Origin of the sequence: Cryobacterium sp. TMT2-42-4 (assembly GCF_004402645.1) — a bacterium.
Classification (GTDB): Bacteria; Actinomycetota; Actinomycetes; order Actinomycetales; family Microbacteriaceae; genus Cryobacterium; species Cryobacterium sandaracinum.
On record NZ_SOFT01000011.1, the window covers coordinates 18,945 to 32,710 of the forward strand.

The window sequence follows — 13,766 nt, forward strand, 5'->3', positions numbered from 1 at the left end:
CACAGGTGCGGCTCCTGAAACCCTCGGCGCGGTTCAGGAAGTCCAGACGACAGTCCCGGCAGAACCTCGGATCGGCCGTATCCCGATCCTCGATCTGTCCCCTCAATTAAACGACGACCTTTGGCCCGCGAAGGCGTTCGTGGGCGAAGCGGTTCCGTTCGCCGCGACCGCGTTCAGGGAGGGGCACGACCTCATCGGCGTCATGCTGCTGCTGACCGCTCCCGATGGAACCGAGTCGCAGCATCCGATGTCCCTGAACTCCCCCGGAACCGACCGCTGGGAGAGCCTCGTCACCCTCGGAACCCAGGGCCGCTGGACCTACCGCGTGCGCGCCTACGCCGACGACTGGGCCACCTGGCGGCACAACGCCTCGCTGAAGATCCCCGCCGAGGTCGATGTGGAACTCATGTTCCTGATCGGCTCTGAGCTGCTCATCCGTGAGAGCGCCGTCAAGACCCGCCCTCTGAACGAGCGGCGCACGTTCACCGCGGCCGCGAAGTCCCTCGTCGACCCGGCCAAGTCCGTCGCCGCCCGCTTCGAAGTGCTCAGCAGCCCGAAGCTGGCTGCCGCGGCCGCCGTGCGCCCGATGGCCGGGCTCGAATCGGTCTCGGAATCCCGGACCGTGCTGGTCGAACGCACCCGGGCCGGCGTCGGCTCCTGGTACGAGTTCTTCCCTCGGTCGGAGGGCGCCGTGAAGCGCGCCGACGGCTCCTGGCAGAGCGGCACCTTCCGCACCGCGGCCAACCGGCTTCCGGCCGTCGCCGCGATGGGATTCAACGTGCTCTACCTGCCGCCGATCCACCCGATCGGCCTGGCTTTCCGCAAGGGACCCAACAACACGCTCGACGCCGGACCGAACGACCCCGGCTCGCCCTGGGCGATCGGGTCGGCGCACGGCGGCCACGACGCCATCCACCCGGACCTCGGCACCGTCGCCGACTTCCAGTTCTTTCTTGCGGTTGCTCGCGAGAACGGCCTCGAGGTCGCGCTCGACCTGGCCCTGCAGGCGTCGCCCGACCACCCCTGGGTCACCGAGCACCCGGAGTGGTTCACCACGCTTCCCGACGAGTCCATCGCCTACGCCGAGAACCCGCCGAAGAAGTATCAGGACATCTACCCGGTCAACTTCGACAATGACCCTCTGGGTATCCGCGCTGAGGTGCTGCGGATCGTGCGGTACTGGATCGGAGTGGGCGTCAATATTTTCCGGGTCGACAACCCGCACACGAAGCCGCTCGATTTCTGGGAGTGGCTGATTTTTGAGATCAACGCCGAATTCCCGGATGTCTTCTTCCTCGCCGAGGCCTTCACCCGGCCTGCCCTGCTGCAGGGTCTGGGCAAGGTGGGGTTCCAGCAGTCGTACACCTACTTCACCTGGCGCAACACGAAGCAGGAACTCGCGGAATTCTTCGATGGCCTTGCCCACAAGACCGCCGACTTCCTGCGGCCGAACCTGTTCGTGAACACGCCCGACATCCTCTCCGAGTATCTGCAGTTCGGCGGTCCGGCGGCGTTTAAAATCCGGGCGGCCCTCGCGGCCACCGCGGCGCCGACCTGGGGCGTGTACACGGGCTTCGACCTGTTTGAGTGCGTGGCCCGGCCCGGCGCCGAGGAGAACATCGACAACGAGAAGTACCAGTACCGGCCGCGTGACTTCGCGGGCGCCGAAGCGGCCGGCGCGTCCCTGGCGCCCTACCTCACCCTTCTCAACCGGATCCGCGCCGAGCACCCGGCCCTCGGGCAGCTGCGCAACCTCGATCTCCACGAGAGCGAAGACGAGGGGATCCTTGTCTACAGCAAATTCCTCGACGCGCCGTTCACGGGCAGCGGGCACTCGGATGCGTTGATCATCGTCGCCAACGTCGACCCCCACTCCGTGCGCCAAACCGTCGTGCACCTCGACGTCGCCCGGTTCGGTCTGCCGTACGGCTCCGTGTTCGAGGTCGAGGACCTGATCACCGGCGCCATCTGGACCTGGTCGGCCGACAACTTCGTGCGCCTCGACGCATTCACCGAACCGGTGCACATCCTGCACGTGAAAGGACCAGCTCAATGAAGCACGCACAGGGAGGTCCGGCGGCCAAAAAGGCCGAAGACACGAAGGCCGCAGACACGAAGACCGCAGCCAAGAAGACCACTGACAAAAGGACCACTGACCAGAAGTTCCTGGACGAGTCGGTTGCCGCCCAGCCGCAGGGAGCCGTGAAGGCGAGCGTGCCGAAGCCTGCCGGAGCGCTGCACTCCGCCGGGCCGTTCGAGCTGCCGGTCATCGCCGACCACGTCCTCCAGGCCGTCTCCACGGGCAGCTACTACAACCCGCACGAGGTCCTCGGCCAGCACCTGATCGATCAGGCCGGTATCGCGGACCCGCTCACCGTCATCCGTGCCCTCCGCCCGCTCGCGACCGAGGTCTTCGCCGTGCTGCTCACGGGCGCGCATGTGGAGCTGGCGCACCTGGGCCACGGTATCTGGCAGGGCGTGAGCACTCTCGGCCTTCAGGACTACCTGCTGGAGGCCCGCTACAGCGACGCCCCCACCTGGATCGTCGACGACCCCTATCGCTACCTGCCCACCCTCGGCGAGCTCGATCTGCACCTTCTCGGCGAGGGTCGCCACGAACGCCTGTGGGATGTTCTCGGCGCCCACTACCGGCCGAACGCGGGCCCGCTGGGCACCACGTCTGGAACATCCTTCGCCGTGTGGGCCCCGCATGCCCGGGCCGTCCGCGTGATCGGCGACTTCAACGCCTGGACCGGCACGCTGCACGCCATGCGCAACATGGGCAGCACCGGGGTCTGGGAGTTGTTCGTGCCTGGGCTGACCGCCGGCTCCAACTACAAGTTCGAGCTGCTGACCCGCTCGGGCGACTGGGTGCGCAAGGCCGACCCGATGGCCCGCTACACCGAGATCCCGCCCAAGACGGCCTCCATCATCGGTGAGACCAGCTACGAGTGGGCGGATGCCGGCTGGCTCACCGACCGTTCGGCCACCGACCCCCACAACCGGGCCATGAGCATCTACGAGATGCACGTCGGGTCGTGGCGTCCGGGGCTGAGCTACCGCGACCTCGCCGACCAGCTGATCGACTATCTGAACGAACTGGCGTTCACGCACGTGGAGTTCATGCCACTCACCGAGCATCCGTTCGGCGGCTCGTGGGGCTACCAGGTCAGCGGCTACTACGCGCCGACGAGCCGGTTCGGCCACCCCGACGACCTGCGCTACCTGATCGACCGGCTGCACCGGGCCGGCATCGGCGTCTTGATGGACTGGGTGCCCGGGCACTTCCCGAAAGACGACTTTGCGCTGGCCCGCTTCGACGGCGAAGCGCTGTACGAGCACCCCGACCCTCGCCGCGGCGAGCAGATGGACTGGGGCACCTACGTCTTCGACTTCGGCCAGAAACAGGTTCGCAACTTTCTGGTCGCGAACGCCCTCTACTGGCTCGAGGAGTTCCACATCGACGGGCTGCGGGTCGACGCCGTGGCCTCGATGCTCTACCTGGACTACTCCCGCGAGGACGGCCAGTGGGAGCCGAATATCCACGGCGGCAACGAGAACCTCGAGGCGATCAGCCTGTTGCAGGAGATCACGGCCACCGCCTACAAGCGAAATCCCGGCACGGTCATGATCGCCGAGGAGTCCACCAACTGGGGTGGGGTCACGGCGCAGACCAGTGCCGGTGGTCTCGGGTTCGGTTTCAAATGGAACATGGGCTGGATGCACGACACGCTGGAGTACATGCAGATCGACCCGATGTATCGGGCGCACCACCACAACCAGATCACGTTCTCATTCGTCTACGCGTTCAGCGAGAATTTCCTGTTGCCGATCAGCCACGACGAGGTCGTGCACGGCAAGGGCTCGCTGGTCGCGAAGATGCCCGGTGACTCCTGGCAGCAGCTCGCCAACGTGCGTGCCTATCTCGCCTTCATGTGGGCGCACCCCGGCAAGCAACTTCTGTTCATGGGTCAGGAATTCGGGCAGCGCTCCGAGTGGAGCGAGGAGCGCGGCCTGGACTGGTGGACCCTCGACCAGCCGGCTCACCGCGGCCTGTTCACGCTTGTCGGCCAGCTGAACCGGGTGTACCGGTCGAACCCGAGCCTTTGGGCCCAGGACAACGACCCGAGCGGCTTCGAGCTGCTCGAGGGCGGCGCGGCCGCCCAGAACGTGGTTTCGTTCCTGCGCTGGGACGCCGACGGCAACCCCATTGCCTGCCTGTTCAACTTCTCTGGGGCACCGCACAACGGTTACCAGGTCGGCCTGCCGTTCGCCGGGGTGTGGGAGGAGATTCTGAACACGGATGCCGCGGACTTCGGCGGCTCCGGGGTCGGAAACCTGGGTGCCGTGACCGCGCTCGCCGTGCCGTGGGCCGGACGCCCGGCATCCGCCGTGGTGACCCTGCCCCCGCTGGCCGGTCTCTGGCTGCGCCTACACCGCTGACCCGCTTCGCCCCAGTGCGCGAGAGCGCGCAAATGGCCCCGTCGGAAACGCCGACGGGGCCATTTTTTGCTGCTGCAGAGCGTGGGACTGAGCGACCCCATCCCGAACGAGTTCGATGCCGTCTAGTACAGCAGCGCGGTCAGGCGGGAGCGGGTGGGCGGCACCCGCGGGTCGTCCTGGCCGATGACCTCGAACAATTCCAGGATACGCTCGCGGATCAGGTTGCGGCCGGCCGGCTCCTGCGCGGGGAAGAGGGCGAGCAGCCGATCGAAGGCATCCTCGATGTGACCGCCGGAAAGGTCGAGGTCGGCGACCGCGAGCTGCGTCTGAAGGTCGTGGGGCGCGGCCGCCGCGGCGGAGCGGATATCGGCCATGGTCTTGCCGTGCAACCGGGCCAGGAGGCTCACCTGGGCCAGGCCGGCGACGGCCATCTGGTCCCGGGGGTCCCGCGCCAGCGCCGTCTTGTAGAGGGCGATCGCCGCGTCATAGTCTCCGCGCTCGATGGCGTCGTAGGCCTCCTGGTGCAGCGGCGGCAGCTCGGGTTCTTCGGCGGCCGGCGCCTCCGCTTCGGCGTCGCCGGCGGCCTCCGGGGCGGCGGCCATGGCGGTGACGCCGTGCTGCGCCGCGAGCTCGAAGACCCGGTGCAGAACCTCGCGCACCTGGCCCTCAGGCAGTGCGCCACTGAACAGCTGCACCGGCTGACCGCCGATCACGGCGGCCACGGTCGGGATCGATTGCGCCTGGAAGGCCTGGGTGAGCTGCGGGTTCGAGTCCACGTCGACCTTGGCCAGCACGAACTGGCCGGCGTATTCCAGGACGAGCTTTTCCAGGATCGGCGTGAGCTGCTTGCACGGCTCACACCATTCGGCCCAGAGGTCCACGATGACCGGAACGCTCATCGAGAGTTCCAGTATCTCGCCGAAATTCGCATCCGTGCCCTCGAGCACGAGACTGGGTACGGCGACCGGACCCACCGCGGGTGTACCGGGCGCGCCCGGCGCCCCTGGCCCCACCGGCGCCGGCGGTGCGCCCGCGGCCGGCGCCGCCGGACGGTTCACCAGCGTAGACAGGTCTACGGCTCCACGCAGGTTCATGCCGGACAGGGACGGGGGGACAACACTCATGGAAGCTCCGTTGATGAGATCAGACCCTGGGAAAAACCAAGGAGGACGATTTTTTCGTTCGAACCGGCGGCCGGAACATGGAACAGGAGTTGGTCGCCGTAGGTGCTGGTGATGCCCTTGGCCGTGGCGGTAATGCCGGAGAGGGCCTTGCTGGCACCCTCGGGGCTCACGGTCGCGCCGGCATCCACCGGTTTCACCGTCTCGGTCTCGGTCAGGCTCACGGCGACGATACTGCCGGAGTCGTTGGTCGCCAATGCCACGGTGCGCCCGGTGCCGGCGGCCGCACCGAATTCGATCGACGCCGTCGAGGGCAGGCCGGCCTGGCGTGAGGTCTTCAGTTCGGTGACCTGGGTGCGGAAGCTGTCGCCCTCCGCCTCGAACAGGGCGTAGGAGGGGCTGGCCTCCCCCAGCTGGAGCACGTCGGCGTAGGCCGCGGCGACCTGGTCGGGTGAGAGCAGGAGGAACGTGGAGTCGGGCGCAATGATCGGGGCGCCGATGGTCGCCGGGGCGACCTTGGGGACCGTGGCGGCCGCTTCAAGCTGAATCATGTATTCGACCAGGTAGTCGGCCCGCGGCGACTCCTGTCGCAGCACGAGGGCCGTCGGCGCGGCGGCGGTGTCAGCCTCGTCCTGGAGGACCGTCATGACGACGCGCGGCCAGGTGGAGGACTGCTGCGGCAGCGTGAGCCGGAGGGGCGACGTGGGCAGCGCCGGAAGCGCGGCGATGGCCGGGTCGGCCCCGCGGATCTTGTAGTTCGCCAGTCGCTTCTCCAATGCCGGGCCGGTGAACCGGGTGGCGAGGGTGTCGGCGTTGAGGCTCGCATCGGCATCCGCGGTCACCGAGGCGATATCGGTCACGATGCGTTCGAGTTGCGGCACCGTCACGGCGGGCGGCGGCACGTCCTGGGCCGGGCCGGCGGTGTCGGTCGGAGTCGGCGTCCCACTGGCGGCAGCGTCGGGAGAGGACGTGGCCGGCCAGAAATCGGCCGAGCAACCGCTGAGCACCAAACCGCTGACCAGGATCACGGGCACGGCGACCATGGACCGGGCGATCGATTTACCGGATCGGTTGATCTGGCTCGCCTTGATGGCCTTTGGACGGGGCACGCGCGGGAGCCGGGGCATCCGTGGTCCGCGGGGCAGATTGCGGCGGGGGCCGCGGGAGCGGCGCAGGTGCAGGAGCGCCAGGAGGTAGATGATCAAGCCGATCAGGCCGACGGCAGCGCCGCCGACGATCAGCGGGCCTGCCCAGGGAGTGGAGTTGTCGGTAGGCCAGGACAGGCTGACATCTGTGGGCGCGGGGGCCGTGCCGTCGGAGGCCACGATCAGGGAGATGCCGTCGGGAACCTTGAGGGTGGTGGTCAGCGTGTTCTCAGCCGTGAACTCCTGCAGCCACAGGTCGGAGCCCGCCGGGTTGGCGACCGTCTCCGGCTCAGCCGCGGGGTCCGCCGGCGCCGCGGGGCCGGACTCAGACTCGGTGGCCGATTCGGCCTCCGTGGCCGGATCGATGAGCGTGCTGCTGAGGGCGACCGTGTCCTTGGCCTTGCGGATGTCGACGTACGGTTCATCTCCGAGCCACGCCTTGACGTCGTCGGTGCGCCCGTAGGCCAGGAAAACCTTTTCGGAACCACTGACGGTGATCGTCTGGCTTCCCGGCACCGCATTGAGCGCACTGGACTCGACCACCGCGAAGAGGGCGTCCTCCACGGATGCGCTCAGGCTCACCGAGGCCGGATCGAGAAAAATGGTCCGCTGGGCGATGCCGAGCACAATCATCGCCGCAGCAAGGACGAATGCCACTATGGCAAGAACAAAACGCACGTCAACCCTCCTGTGTCGCCGGCCGCTCATCGCGCACACGGGCACGTTGGACCCGGATGCGGGCCCGATCAGCAACAGACAGGACGTCTTACGATACTGGTTGCCCCTGAGAGGCACCTAATAGTCCCTCGGGTTGGGACGCACCAGTGCGGTCTGAACAGACTAAAATTGTGGAGGCTCCCTCTGTCAGTCCGTAAACGGGGGTCAGAGCCCCATTTTGAGGAGACAGCGTGGCGAACGACGAAGCAGACTTCACCCAGGTATTCCGCGGCTACGACCGCGACGAAGTCGACAAGACCATCCAGGGACTGCGCCGCGACCTGATTCAGGCGAATACCCAGGGCACCGAGGCGAAGAAGGAAATCAAACGCCTCACCACCCAGATCGACGATCTGAACGCGGAAATCGAAGAGGTCGGCAGCCCCACGTTCTCCGGTCTCGGCACCAAGCTCGAGAACACCCTGCGCGTGGCGGAAGAGCAGTCGACGAGGGTGATCGCCCAGGCGGACATCGACGCCGAACGGCTGCGCGCCTCCGCAGCGAGCGAAGTGCAGACCCTGCTCCGCGAGGGCAAGGAGCACGCCGAACGGGCTCTGTCGGATGCCGCGGTCAAGGCCGGCCGCATCCTCAATGATGCCGTCGCTGAAGCCGACGACTTACTCGCCCGGGCCCACGAGGACTCCACCACGCTCACCCAGGACGCCGTGCACGAAGCGGCGGCCATCCGCGGAGCGGTGGCCACCGAGGCCGCCGAGCTGCGCGCAACCGTGAAGCGGGAAGTGGCCGCGATCCGCTCAGAGGCGGAGCGCGAGGCCGCCGAGGTTCGCGTGGTGGCGCAGCGGGAGGCGACCGAGGCCCGTGAGGTCGCGGCCGGGCTCACGAGCGAGACCGAGTTGACCCGCGCCGAAGTCGCCCACGAACTCGACCAGCAACGCGCCGACCTGGCCCGGGAAACCGAACAGGCTCGCATCGACCTCGCCGCCGAGACGGATCAGCACCGCATCGACCTCGTCCGGGAAACCGAACAGGCTCGCATCGATGTCGCCCACGAGACCGAACAGGCCCGCAACCTTCTCGCAATCGAAATCGAGCAGGCGAGAACCGACCTCGAACGGGAGACGCTGCAGCAGCGCGCGGATTTGTCCGTCGAAAGCGAGCAGGCCCAGACCGACCTGGCCCGCGACCTCGAACGCCAGCGCGCCGACCTCAGCCGTGAGATCGACAAGGCACGCGTCGGCCTCGCGGCCGAGATCGAGCAGTCCCACGCCGACCTTGGTCGTGACAATGAGCAGACCCGCGCCGACTTCACCGCCGAAAGCGAGCAGCTGCGCATCGACCTGGAGAACCATCTGACGGCCGCTCGCAAGCGGGGAGAGCACGAAGCCGCCAAGCTCAAGCGCGAGATCGATCAGACCAGGGCCGACCTCGACGTCGAGCTGAAGGCCCGGCGAGACGAAGCGGAGCAGGGCCAGCTGCAGCGCCACCAGGAGGCGGTGGCCCAGACGCAGAAGTTCGTCGCGGATGCCACCAAGCAGCTTGCCGAGACGAACCGGCGCACGGTCGAACTGCGCGCATTGAACGACCAGCTGGACGCCTCCGCCCGCGATGAGGTCAGGGCATCGAAGAAGGTTGCCGAGGAATCGGTGGAACGTCTGGTGCGAGACGCCGAGACGCGGGCCGCCGCGCTGGTGACCGATGCCGAACTGCGCACGCGCGTGCTCGTGGCCGACGCGGAGGAGCGCCTGTCCCAGATTAGGATTGAGCGTGACGCCGTGGCCGGCTACTTCGAGAGCCTGCGCGGTCTGCTCACGCAGGCGGAAAAGGTCGCCGCCAACGACGACGACGAGCACTGACACCAGCCGAGGGGACATCAGTGAAGATTCAGAATGCTTTTCGCGTCGGACTGATCGGCACCCTCGGCGTCGGCGTCGGCCTGCTCATCATCACGTCGGTGATCACTCTGCAAACGATCATCACCTACATCGGTGCGGCACTGTTCCTCGCGCTCGGGCTCGACCCGGCCGTCTCCTGGCTCGAGAAGAAGAGGTTTCCCCGCTGGGCAGCCATGCTCACGGTGCTCGTCGCCGTGATCGGGGTTCTGACCGGAGTGATCTTCACCGTCGTGCCGATCATCGTCGACCAGGTCTCCAAGCTCTCCAAGGCCATCCCGGACCTGGTCACGTCCATCAACACCTCCACCTTTCTCGCCGATGTGCAGAAGCAGTTTCCGGCTCTCCCGCTGTCGAAAATCACAGAGTCGGTCACCGATTTCGTCGGCGGCAACATCACCAACATCACGAGCACGATCATCCAGTCCGGCCTCGCCATCGTCAGCGGCCTTTTCGGCGCCCTGATCATCCTGATCCTCACGCTGTACTTCACGGCATCGCTGAACAGCATCAAGCAGGCCGTGTATCAGCTGGTACCGGCCTCGAAGCGGGCTCGGTTCGCCGATCTCAGCGAGCAGATCACGACATCCGTCGGCCGATTCGTGATCGGCCAGGGAGCCCTGGCGCTCTGCAACGGCGTGCTCAGCTTCATCTTCCTGTCGATCATCGGCGCGCCGTTCCCGGCGCTGCTCGCGCTGATCGCGTTCCTGTTCTCGCTGATCCCCCTCGTGGGCACGATCTCCGGGTCGATCATCATCGTGCTGACCTGCCTGATCCCCGGAATCGGCAGCTCGATGTTCACGGCGTTGGTCGCCGCGATCTACTACCTGATCTATATGCAGGTGGAGGCTTATCTGCTCAGCCCCAACATCATGAACCGGGCCGTGGCCGTTCCCGGCGCCGTCGTCGTGGTCGCCGCTCTCGCGGGCGGCAGTCTGCTCGGCATCCTCGGCGCGCTGATCGCCATCCCCGTCGCCGCGGCAACCATCATGATCATCAAGCAGGTCGTGATCCCCCGACAGAACGAGCTCTAGGACGGTCGGGTACTAGGCCGATGCAGTCCACTCCGTGGGCAGAGGCGCGGCGGCCGGGTTGACCACGGCGACGATCTCGTCGAGTACGCGGCGGGTGGCACTCTCCCCCACCCACAGGTGCTTCCCGCCCTCCACGGCAATGAGCCGGGTGTCCGGCACGCTCGCGAAGCGTTCCCGGGCCTCCTCGGGGCGGAGGTAGTCGTCGAACTCGGGGATGACGGCCACCAGCCTCGCGTCCCGGCCGGCCCAGGCGGCCAGCTCGGCGTCAGACGCCCGGTGCAGCGGCGGCGACAGGAGAATGGCACCCCGGACCGGGTGCTCCAGGCCGTACTTGATTGCGAGTTCCGTGCCGAACGACCAGCCGAGCAGCCAGGGATCGGGCAGCCCGCGCTCGGCGACGAACGCCATCGCGGCGGCAACGTCGAGGCGCTCATCGAGGCCGTCGCCGAAGCTGCCGCCACTCGTGCCGCGCGGCGACGTCGTGCCGCGCGTATTGAAGCGCAACACCGCCAGGTCGGCCAGGGCCGGCAGCCGCCCGGCCGCCTTACGCAGGATGTGTGAGTCCATGAAGCCGCCGTGAGTGGGCAGCGGATGCAGCGTTACCAGCGTCGCCACCGGTGCCCGGCTCACGGGCGTGGCCAGTTCGCCGACCAGGGTCAGGCCGTCCGCGGTGTGCAGCTCGATCTGCTCGCGCACGGCCGGCAGCTCGACGCCGCCACGAATTTCCACACTCGACGTCATGGTTTCTCCCCTGGTGCCGCTTGGGCGGTTATTTGATCTTCCAGCAGTGCGAGTGCCAGTGGCGCCTCGCGGCAAGGTCGGATGCCTCACCCATGACGCCGTCGCCGCGCCAGGCGACCACGTGCGCGGTGCCGGGGGCAACCTCGCCGTGGCAGCCGGGGCAGAGGTACGATTTCACGGCTTGCGGCCCCGGTACGGGTTGCACCGTCCAGAGGCCGTCGCGGCGGGTTTCCGTGCGTCGCCAGCCGGCACGCATCCGCTCAAGGCCGTCATCATCGGCTCCCGGACCGGGCTTGCGGCCACGGGGTCGGTTGCTGCGGGCCATTGAGCCAGTCTACGTGCGACCCTGGACGAACACAGAGCGCTAGTACCAGCCGACGTCGCCGGAGTGCGCCCAGGCGCCGCAGGGGGTGCCGTAGCGGCCCGAGATGTAGCCGAGGCCCCACTGGATCTGGGTCGCGGGGTTGGTCGCCCAGTCATCACCGGCGGTGGCCATCTTGGAGCCCGGCAGCGACTGCGGGATTCCGTAGGCACCGCTGGAGCTGTTCTCCGCATTGACGCGCCAGCCGGACTCCTTGTTCCAGAGCGACACGAGACAGTTGAACTGATCGTCGCCCCAGCCGCGGGCGGCCACCGCATCGGCGGCAATCGCCTGCGCGGAACCGGGGTCAGGAACGGCCGCCGATGGAGCCGAACTCGACGCGGACCGGGACGCGACGGGAGCGGCGACGGGAACGGGAACGGGAACGGGCTTGGGTTTCTCGGTGACGGTGAAACTGTCACGCGTGAAGGTGTTCGAGGCTGCGGCAGTGACCTGGATCTCCTGGGCTGCCTCACCGTTGAATCGGTCACCGGCAACCTGGAAGTAGGGTGAGGCCGTCGCGCCGGAATACGGGTCGACGACCGTGACGAGTACGAACGCCGCTGCGGCGGTGAAGGCGACGAGGGGGATGCGCCCTCGCGGGCGGGACCTTCTCATTCTGACCTTGACGGGCCTGACGGCGTGTTCGGACTCAATGATGTTCAGATGTCTACCCACGATTTTTCGAGCCTATCGGAAATCCGACATAACAGCCAGATAACGGTGCCGATTGACCTCGACACGGCGCGCGACGCACCTCAACGGACGGCCAGGATCACGTCGACGACGCTGTCCAGCACAACGTCGACCTGGGCTTCCCGGTAACCGCCGTGCTGGGGCCGGAAGACGGCACAGCGCACATCTTGCACCGTTATGGGGAGCCCGTCTTCGAAGTACCGGACGAGCTTGTGGGAGAGCCGGTCGACATCCGCCCGGCTGTAGCCGACGCTGAGGACGCTCACCCGGTGGAAGCGGTGTCCGTCCTTCCGGCTGAGCCGGTTCACGAGCACCTGAGCGAGGTCATGCACCTCGGCCAGCCACGCCTCGGTGCCCTGCGCCTGCGCCGCACGGTCCCGGTCGCGGGTCGCGAAAGCGTCTTCGAGACGCTCGAGGGCCGCATCCACGTGCGTAGGCGAATATCCGCCCTTGTGCATGCTGAACGCGGTGTGACGGATGTCCTCGGCGGTCAACCCGACGCTGTCGTCGGTGGCGTCATACGCTTTTCGGGCGACGGCGAGGAACTCCTCCACCTGCGGAGCGCTGTAGCCGAGCGTCTTCTTGCCGGTCCGAGGGAAGGTGGAGGTCACTGGGACATTCTGCCTCACTGCCGCGCGCCTGACTAAACCGAGGCCGCTAAGCGAAGATCAGGTAGAGGGCGTACGCGGCTGCGGCCGACGGCAGGATCGAATCCAACCGGTCGAGGAGACCGCCGTGACCAGGCAGCCAGGAACTCATATCCTTGATGCCGAGGTCACGCTTGATCAGGGATTCGGCCAGGTCGCCGAAAGTCGCGCTGAACAAGATGACCACCCCGAAGACAAGGCCGAACCACCAGGGCTGGTCGAGCATGAACACGGCGAGCAGCACGCCGATCCCGAGACAGGCGACGCCGGCGCCGGCGAACCCTTCCCAGGTCTTCTTCGGGCTGATCGAGGGGACCATGCGGTGCTTGCCGAAGCTGAGGCCGGCGGCGTACGCCGCGGTGTCGGCGGAGATGACCAGCAGCAGGAAGGCGAGGGTCCACCACTGGCCGTCGGGTTGGGCGACCAGGAGCACAGAAAAGCTGCCGAGGAAGACGACGTAGGCCTGGATCAGGAAGCCACCACCGATGTCGCCGAGCACCTCCCGGGCGGGAGCGCGGTGGGCGCGCCGGACGAGAAAAGCCAGCCGCCACAGGGCGATCAATCCAATGCCGGCGAGCGTGGCCAGCCACTGGCCGGCCGCGCCGAGGTAGAACGCGGCAGGCACGACGCCCACGGATGCCAGGACAACCGGCACGCGCGGCACGTTGCGTCCGGCGAGACGGAGCGCCTGAGCAAGTTCAAAGGCCGTGAAACCCACGAACGCGATCGCGCAGACCATGAACAGGTCTTTGATGAAGATGAGGCTGAACAGCATGAACAAACCAAGCGCGAGCCCGATCAGGGTTGCCAGGATCAGGTTACGCCCGGTGCGCGCCTGGATGCGTTCCTGAGTCGCATCCAGTTGCGCCCGGGTCGCCAGCATCTGACGTTCGAGATCGGCCTTCTTCGACTGCATCTGGGCCCTGAACTCGGCGCGACTGACACCATGCTCACGCTTGGCGCGCAACCCTTCGCGTTCTCCGGAATCGCCTGATTCGTCCGTCATGAGGC

Annotated in this window: 11 protein-coding genes; 4 read left to right on the forward strand and 7 right to left on the reverse strand. The window is 67.2% G+C overall.

Annotated features, from left to right (window positions below; all coding sequences use genetic code 11):
• The first annotated feature begins 79 nt into the window (after positions 1–79).
• Together E3O18_RS02340 and glgB are read left to right on the forward strand one after the other, a co-directional pair.
• Entirely contained in the window at positions 80–2,056 is a 1,977-nt protein-coding gene (locus E3O18_RS02340; RefSeq protein WP_241973384.1) for a maltotransferase domain-containing protein, read from the forward strand.
• Positions 2,053–4,443 (forward strand): 1,4-alpha-glucan branching protein GlgB, encoded by a 2,391-nt coding sequence (glgB, locus tag E3O18_RS02345; RefSeq protein ID WP_134417372.1) that lies wholly within the window; start codon positions 2,053–2,055, stop codon positions 4,441–4,443. Before E3O18_RS02340 ends, glgB begins: the two co-directional genes overlap by 4 nt.
• A 122-nt stretch (positions 4,444–4,565) precedes the next feature.
• On the opposite strand, the gene E3O18_RS02350 is transcribed toward glgB, so the two are convergent.
• Together E3O18_RS02350 and E3O18_RS02355 are read right to left on the reverse strand one after the other, a co-directional pair.
• Positions 4,566–5,567 (reverse strand): tetratricopeptide repeat protein, encoded by a 1,002-nt coding sequence (locus E3O18_RS02350; protein WP_134396262.1) that lies wholly within the window; start codon positions 5,565–5,567, stop codon positions 4,566–4,568.
• Positions 5,564–7,366, reverse strand: a complete 1,803-nt coding sequence (locus E3O18_RS02355) for a hypothetical protein (protein WP_241978098.1) — start codon at positions 7,364–7,366, stop codon at positions 5,564–5,566. The genes E3O18_RS02350 and E3O18_RS02355 overlap by 4 nt, the downstream gene beginning before the upstream one ends.
• Before the next feature lie 251 nt (positions 7,367–7,617).
• On the opposite strand from E3O18_RS02355, the gene E3O18_RS02360 reads away from it, so the two are divergent.
• Both E3O18_RS02360 and E3O18_RS02365 read left to right on the forward strand, forming a co-directional pair.
• Positions 7,618–9,240, forward strand: a complete 1,623-nt coding sequence (locus E3O18_RS02360) for a hypothetical protein (protein ID WP_134417374.1) — start codon at positions 7,618–7,620, stop codon at positions 9,238–9,240.
• Between the two features lie 20 nt (positions 9,241–9,260).
• Positions 9,261–10,310, forward strand: a complete 1,050-nt coding sequence (locus E3O18_RS02365) for an AI-2E family transporter (protein WP_134417375.1) — start codon at positions 9,261–9,263, stop codon at positions 10,308–10,310.
• A gap of 12 nt (positions 10,311–10,322) precedes the next feature.
• Here the strand turns inward: E3O18_RS02365 and E3O18_RS02370 are convergent, their stop codons facing one another.
• The 5 genes from E3O18_RS02370 to E3O18_RS02390 all read right to left on the reverse strand — a co-directional run bounded on the left by E3O18_RS02370 (position 10,323) and on the right by E3O18_RS02390 (position 13,761).
• Positions 10,323–11,051 (reverse strand): alpha/beta hydrolase, encoded by a 729-nt coding sequence (locus E3O18_RS02370; RefSeq protein ID WP_134396266.1) that lies wholly within the window; start codon positions 11,049–11,051, stop codon positions 10,323–10,325.
• Between the two features lie 28 nt (positions 11,052–11,079).
• Positions 11,080–11,376 carry a hypothetical protein gene (locus E3O18_RS02375; RefSeq protein WP_134396267.1) on the reverse strand — a complete coding sequence of 99 codons (297 nt, stop codon included), beginning with the start codon at positions 11,374–11,376 and terminating at the stop codon, positions 11,080–11,082.
• 39 nt (positions 11,377–11,415) lie between these two features.
• Positions 11,416–12,030, reverse strand: coding sequence for a lytic transglycosylase domain-containing protein (locus E3O18_RS02380; protein WP_134396324.1), 615 nt, complete (start codon positions 12,028–12,030; stop codon positions 11,416–11,418).
• Between the two features lie 140 nt (positions 12,031–12,170).
• Positions 12,171–12,719 carry a DivIVA domain-containing protein gene (locus E3O18_RS02385; RefSeq protein WP_134396268.1) on the reverse strand — a complete coding sequence of 183 codons (549 nt, stop codon included), beginning with the start codon at positions 12,717–12,719 and terminating at the stop codon, positions 12,171–12,173.
• Between the two features lie 46 nt (positions 12,720–12,765).
• A complete protein-coding gene (locus tag E3O18_RS02390) occupies positions 12,766–13,761 on the reverse strand; it encodes a phosphatidate cytidylyltransferase (RefSeq protein ID WP_241976552.1) in 996 nt (331 codons plus the stop codon).
• Between the last annotated feature and the right edge of the window lie 5 nt (positions 13,762–13,766).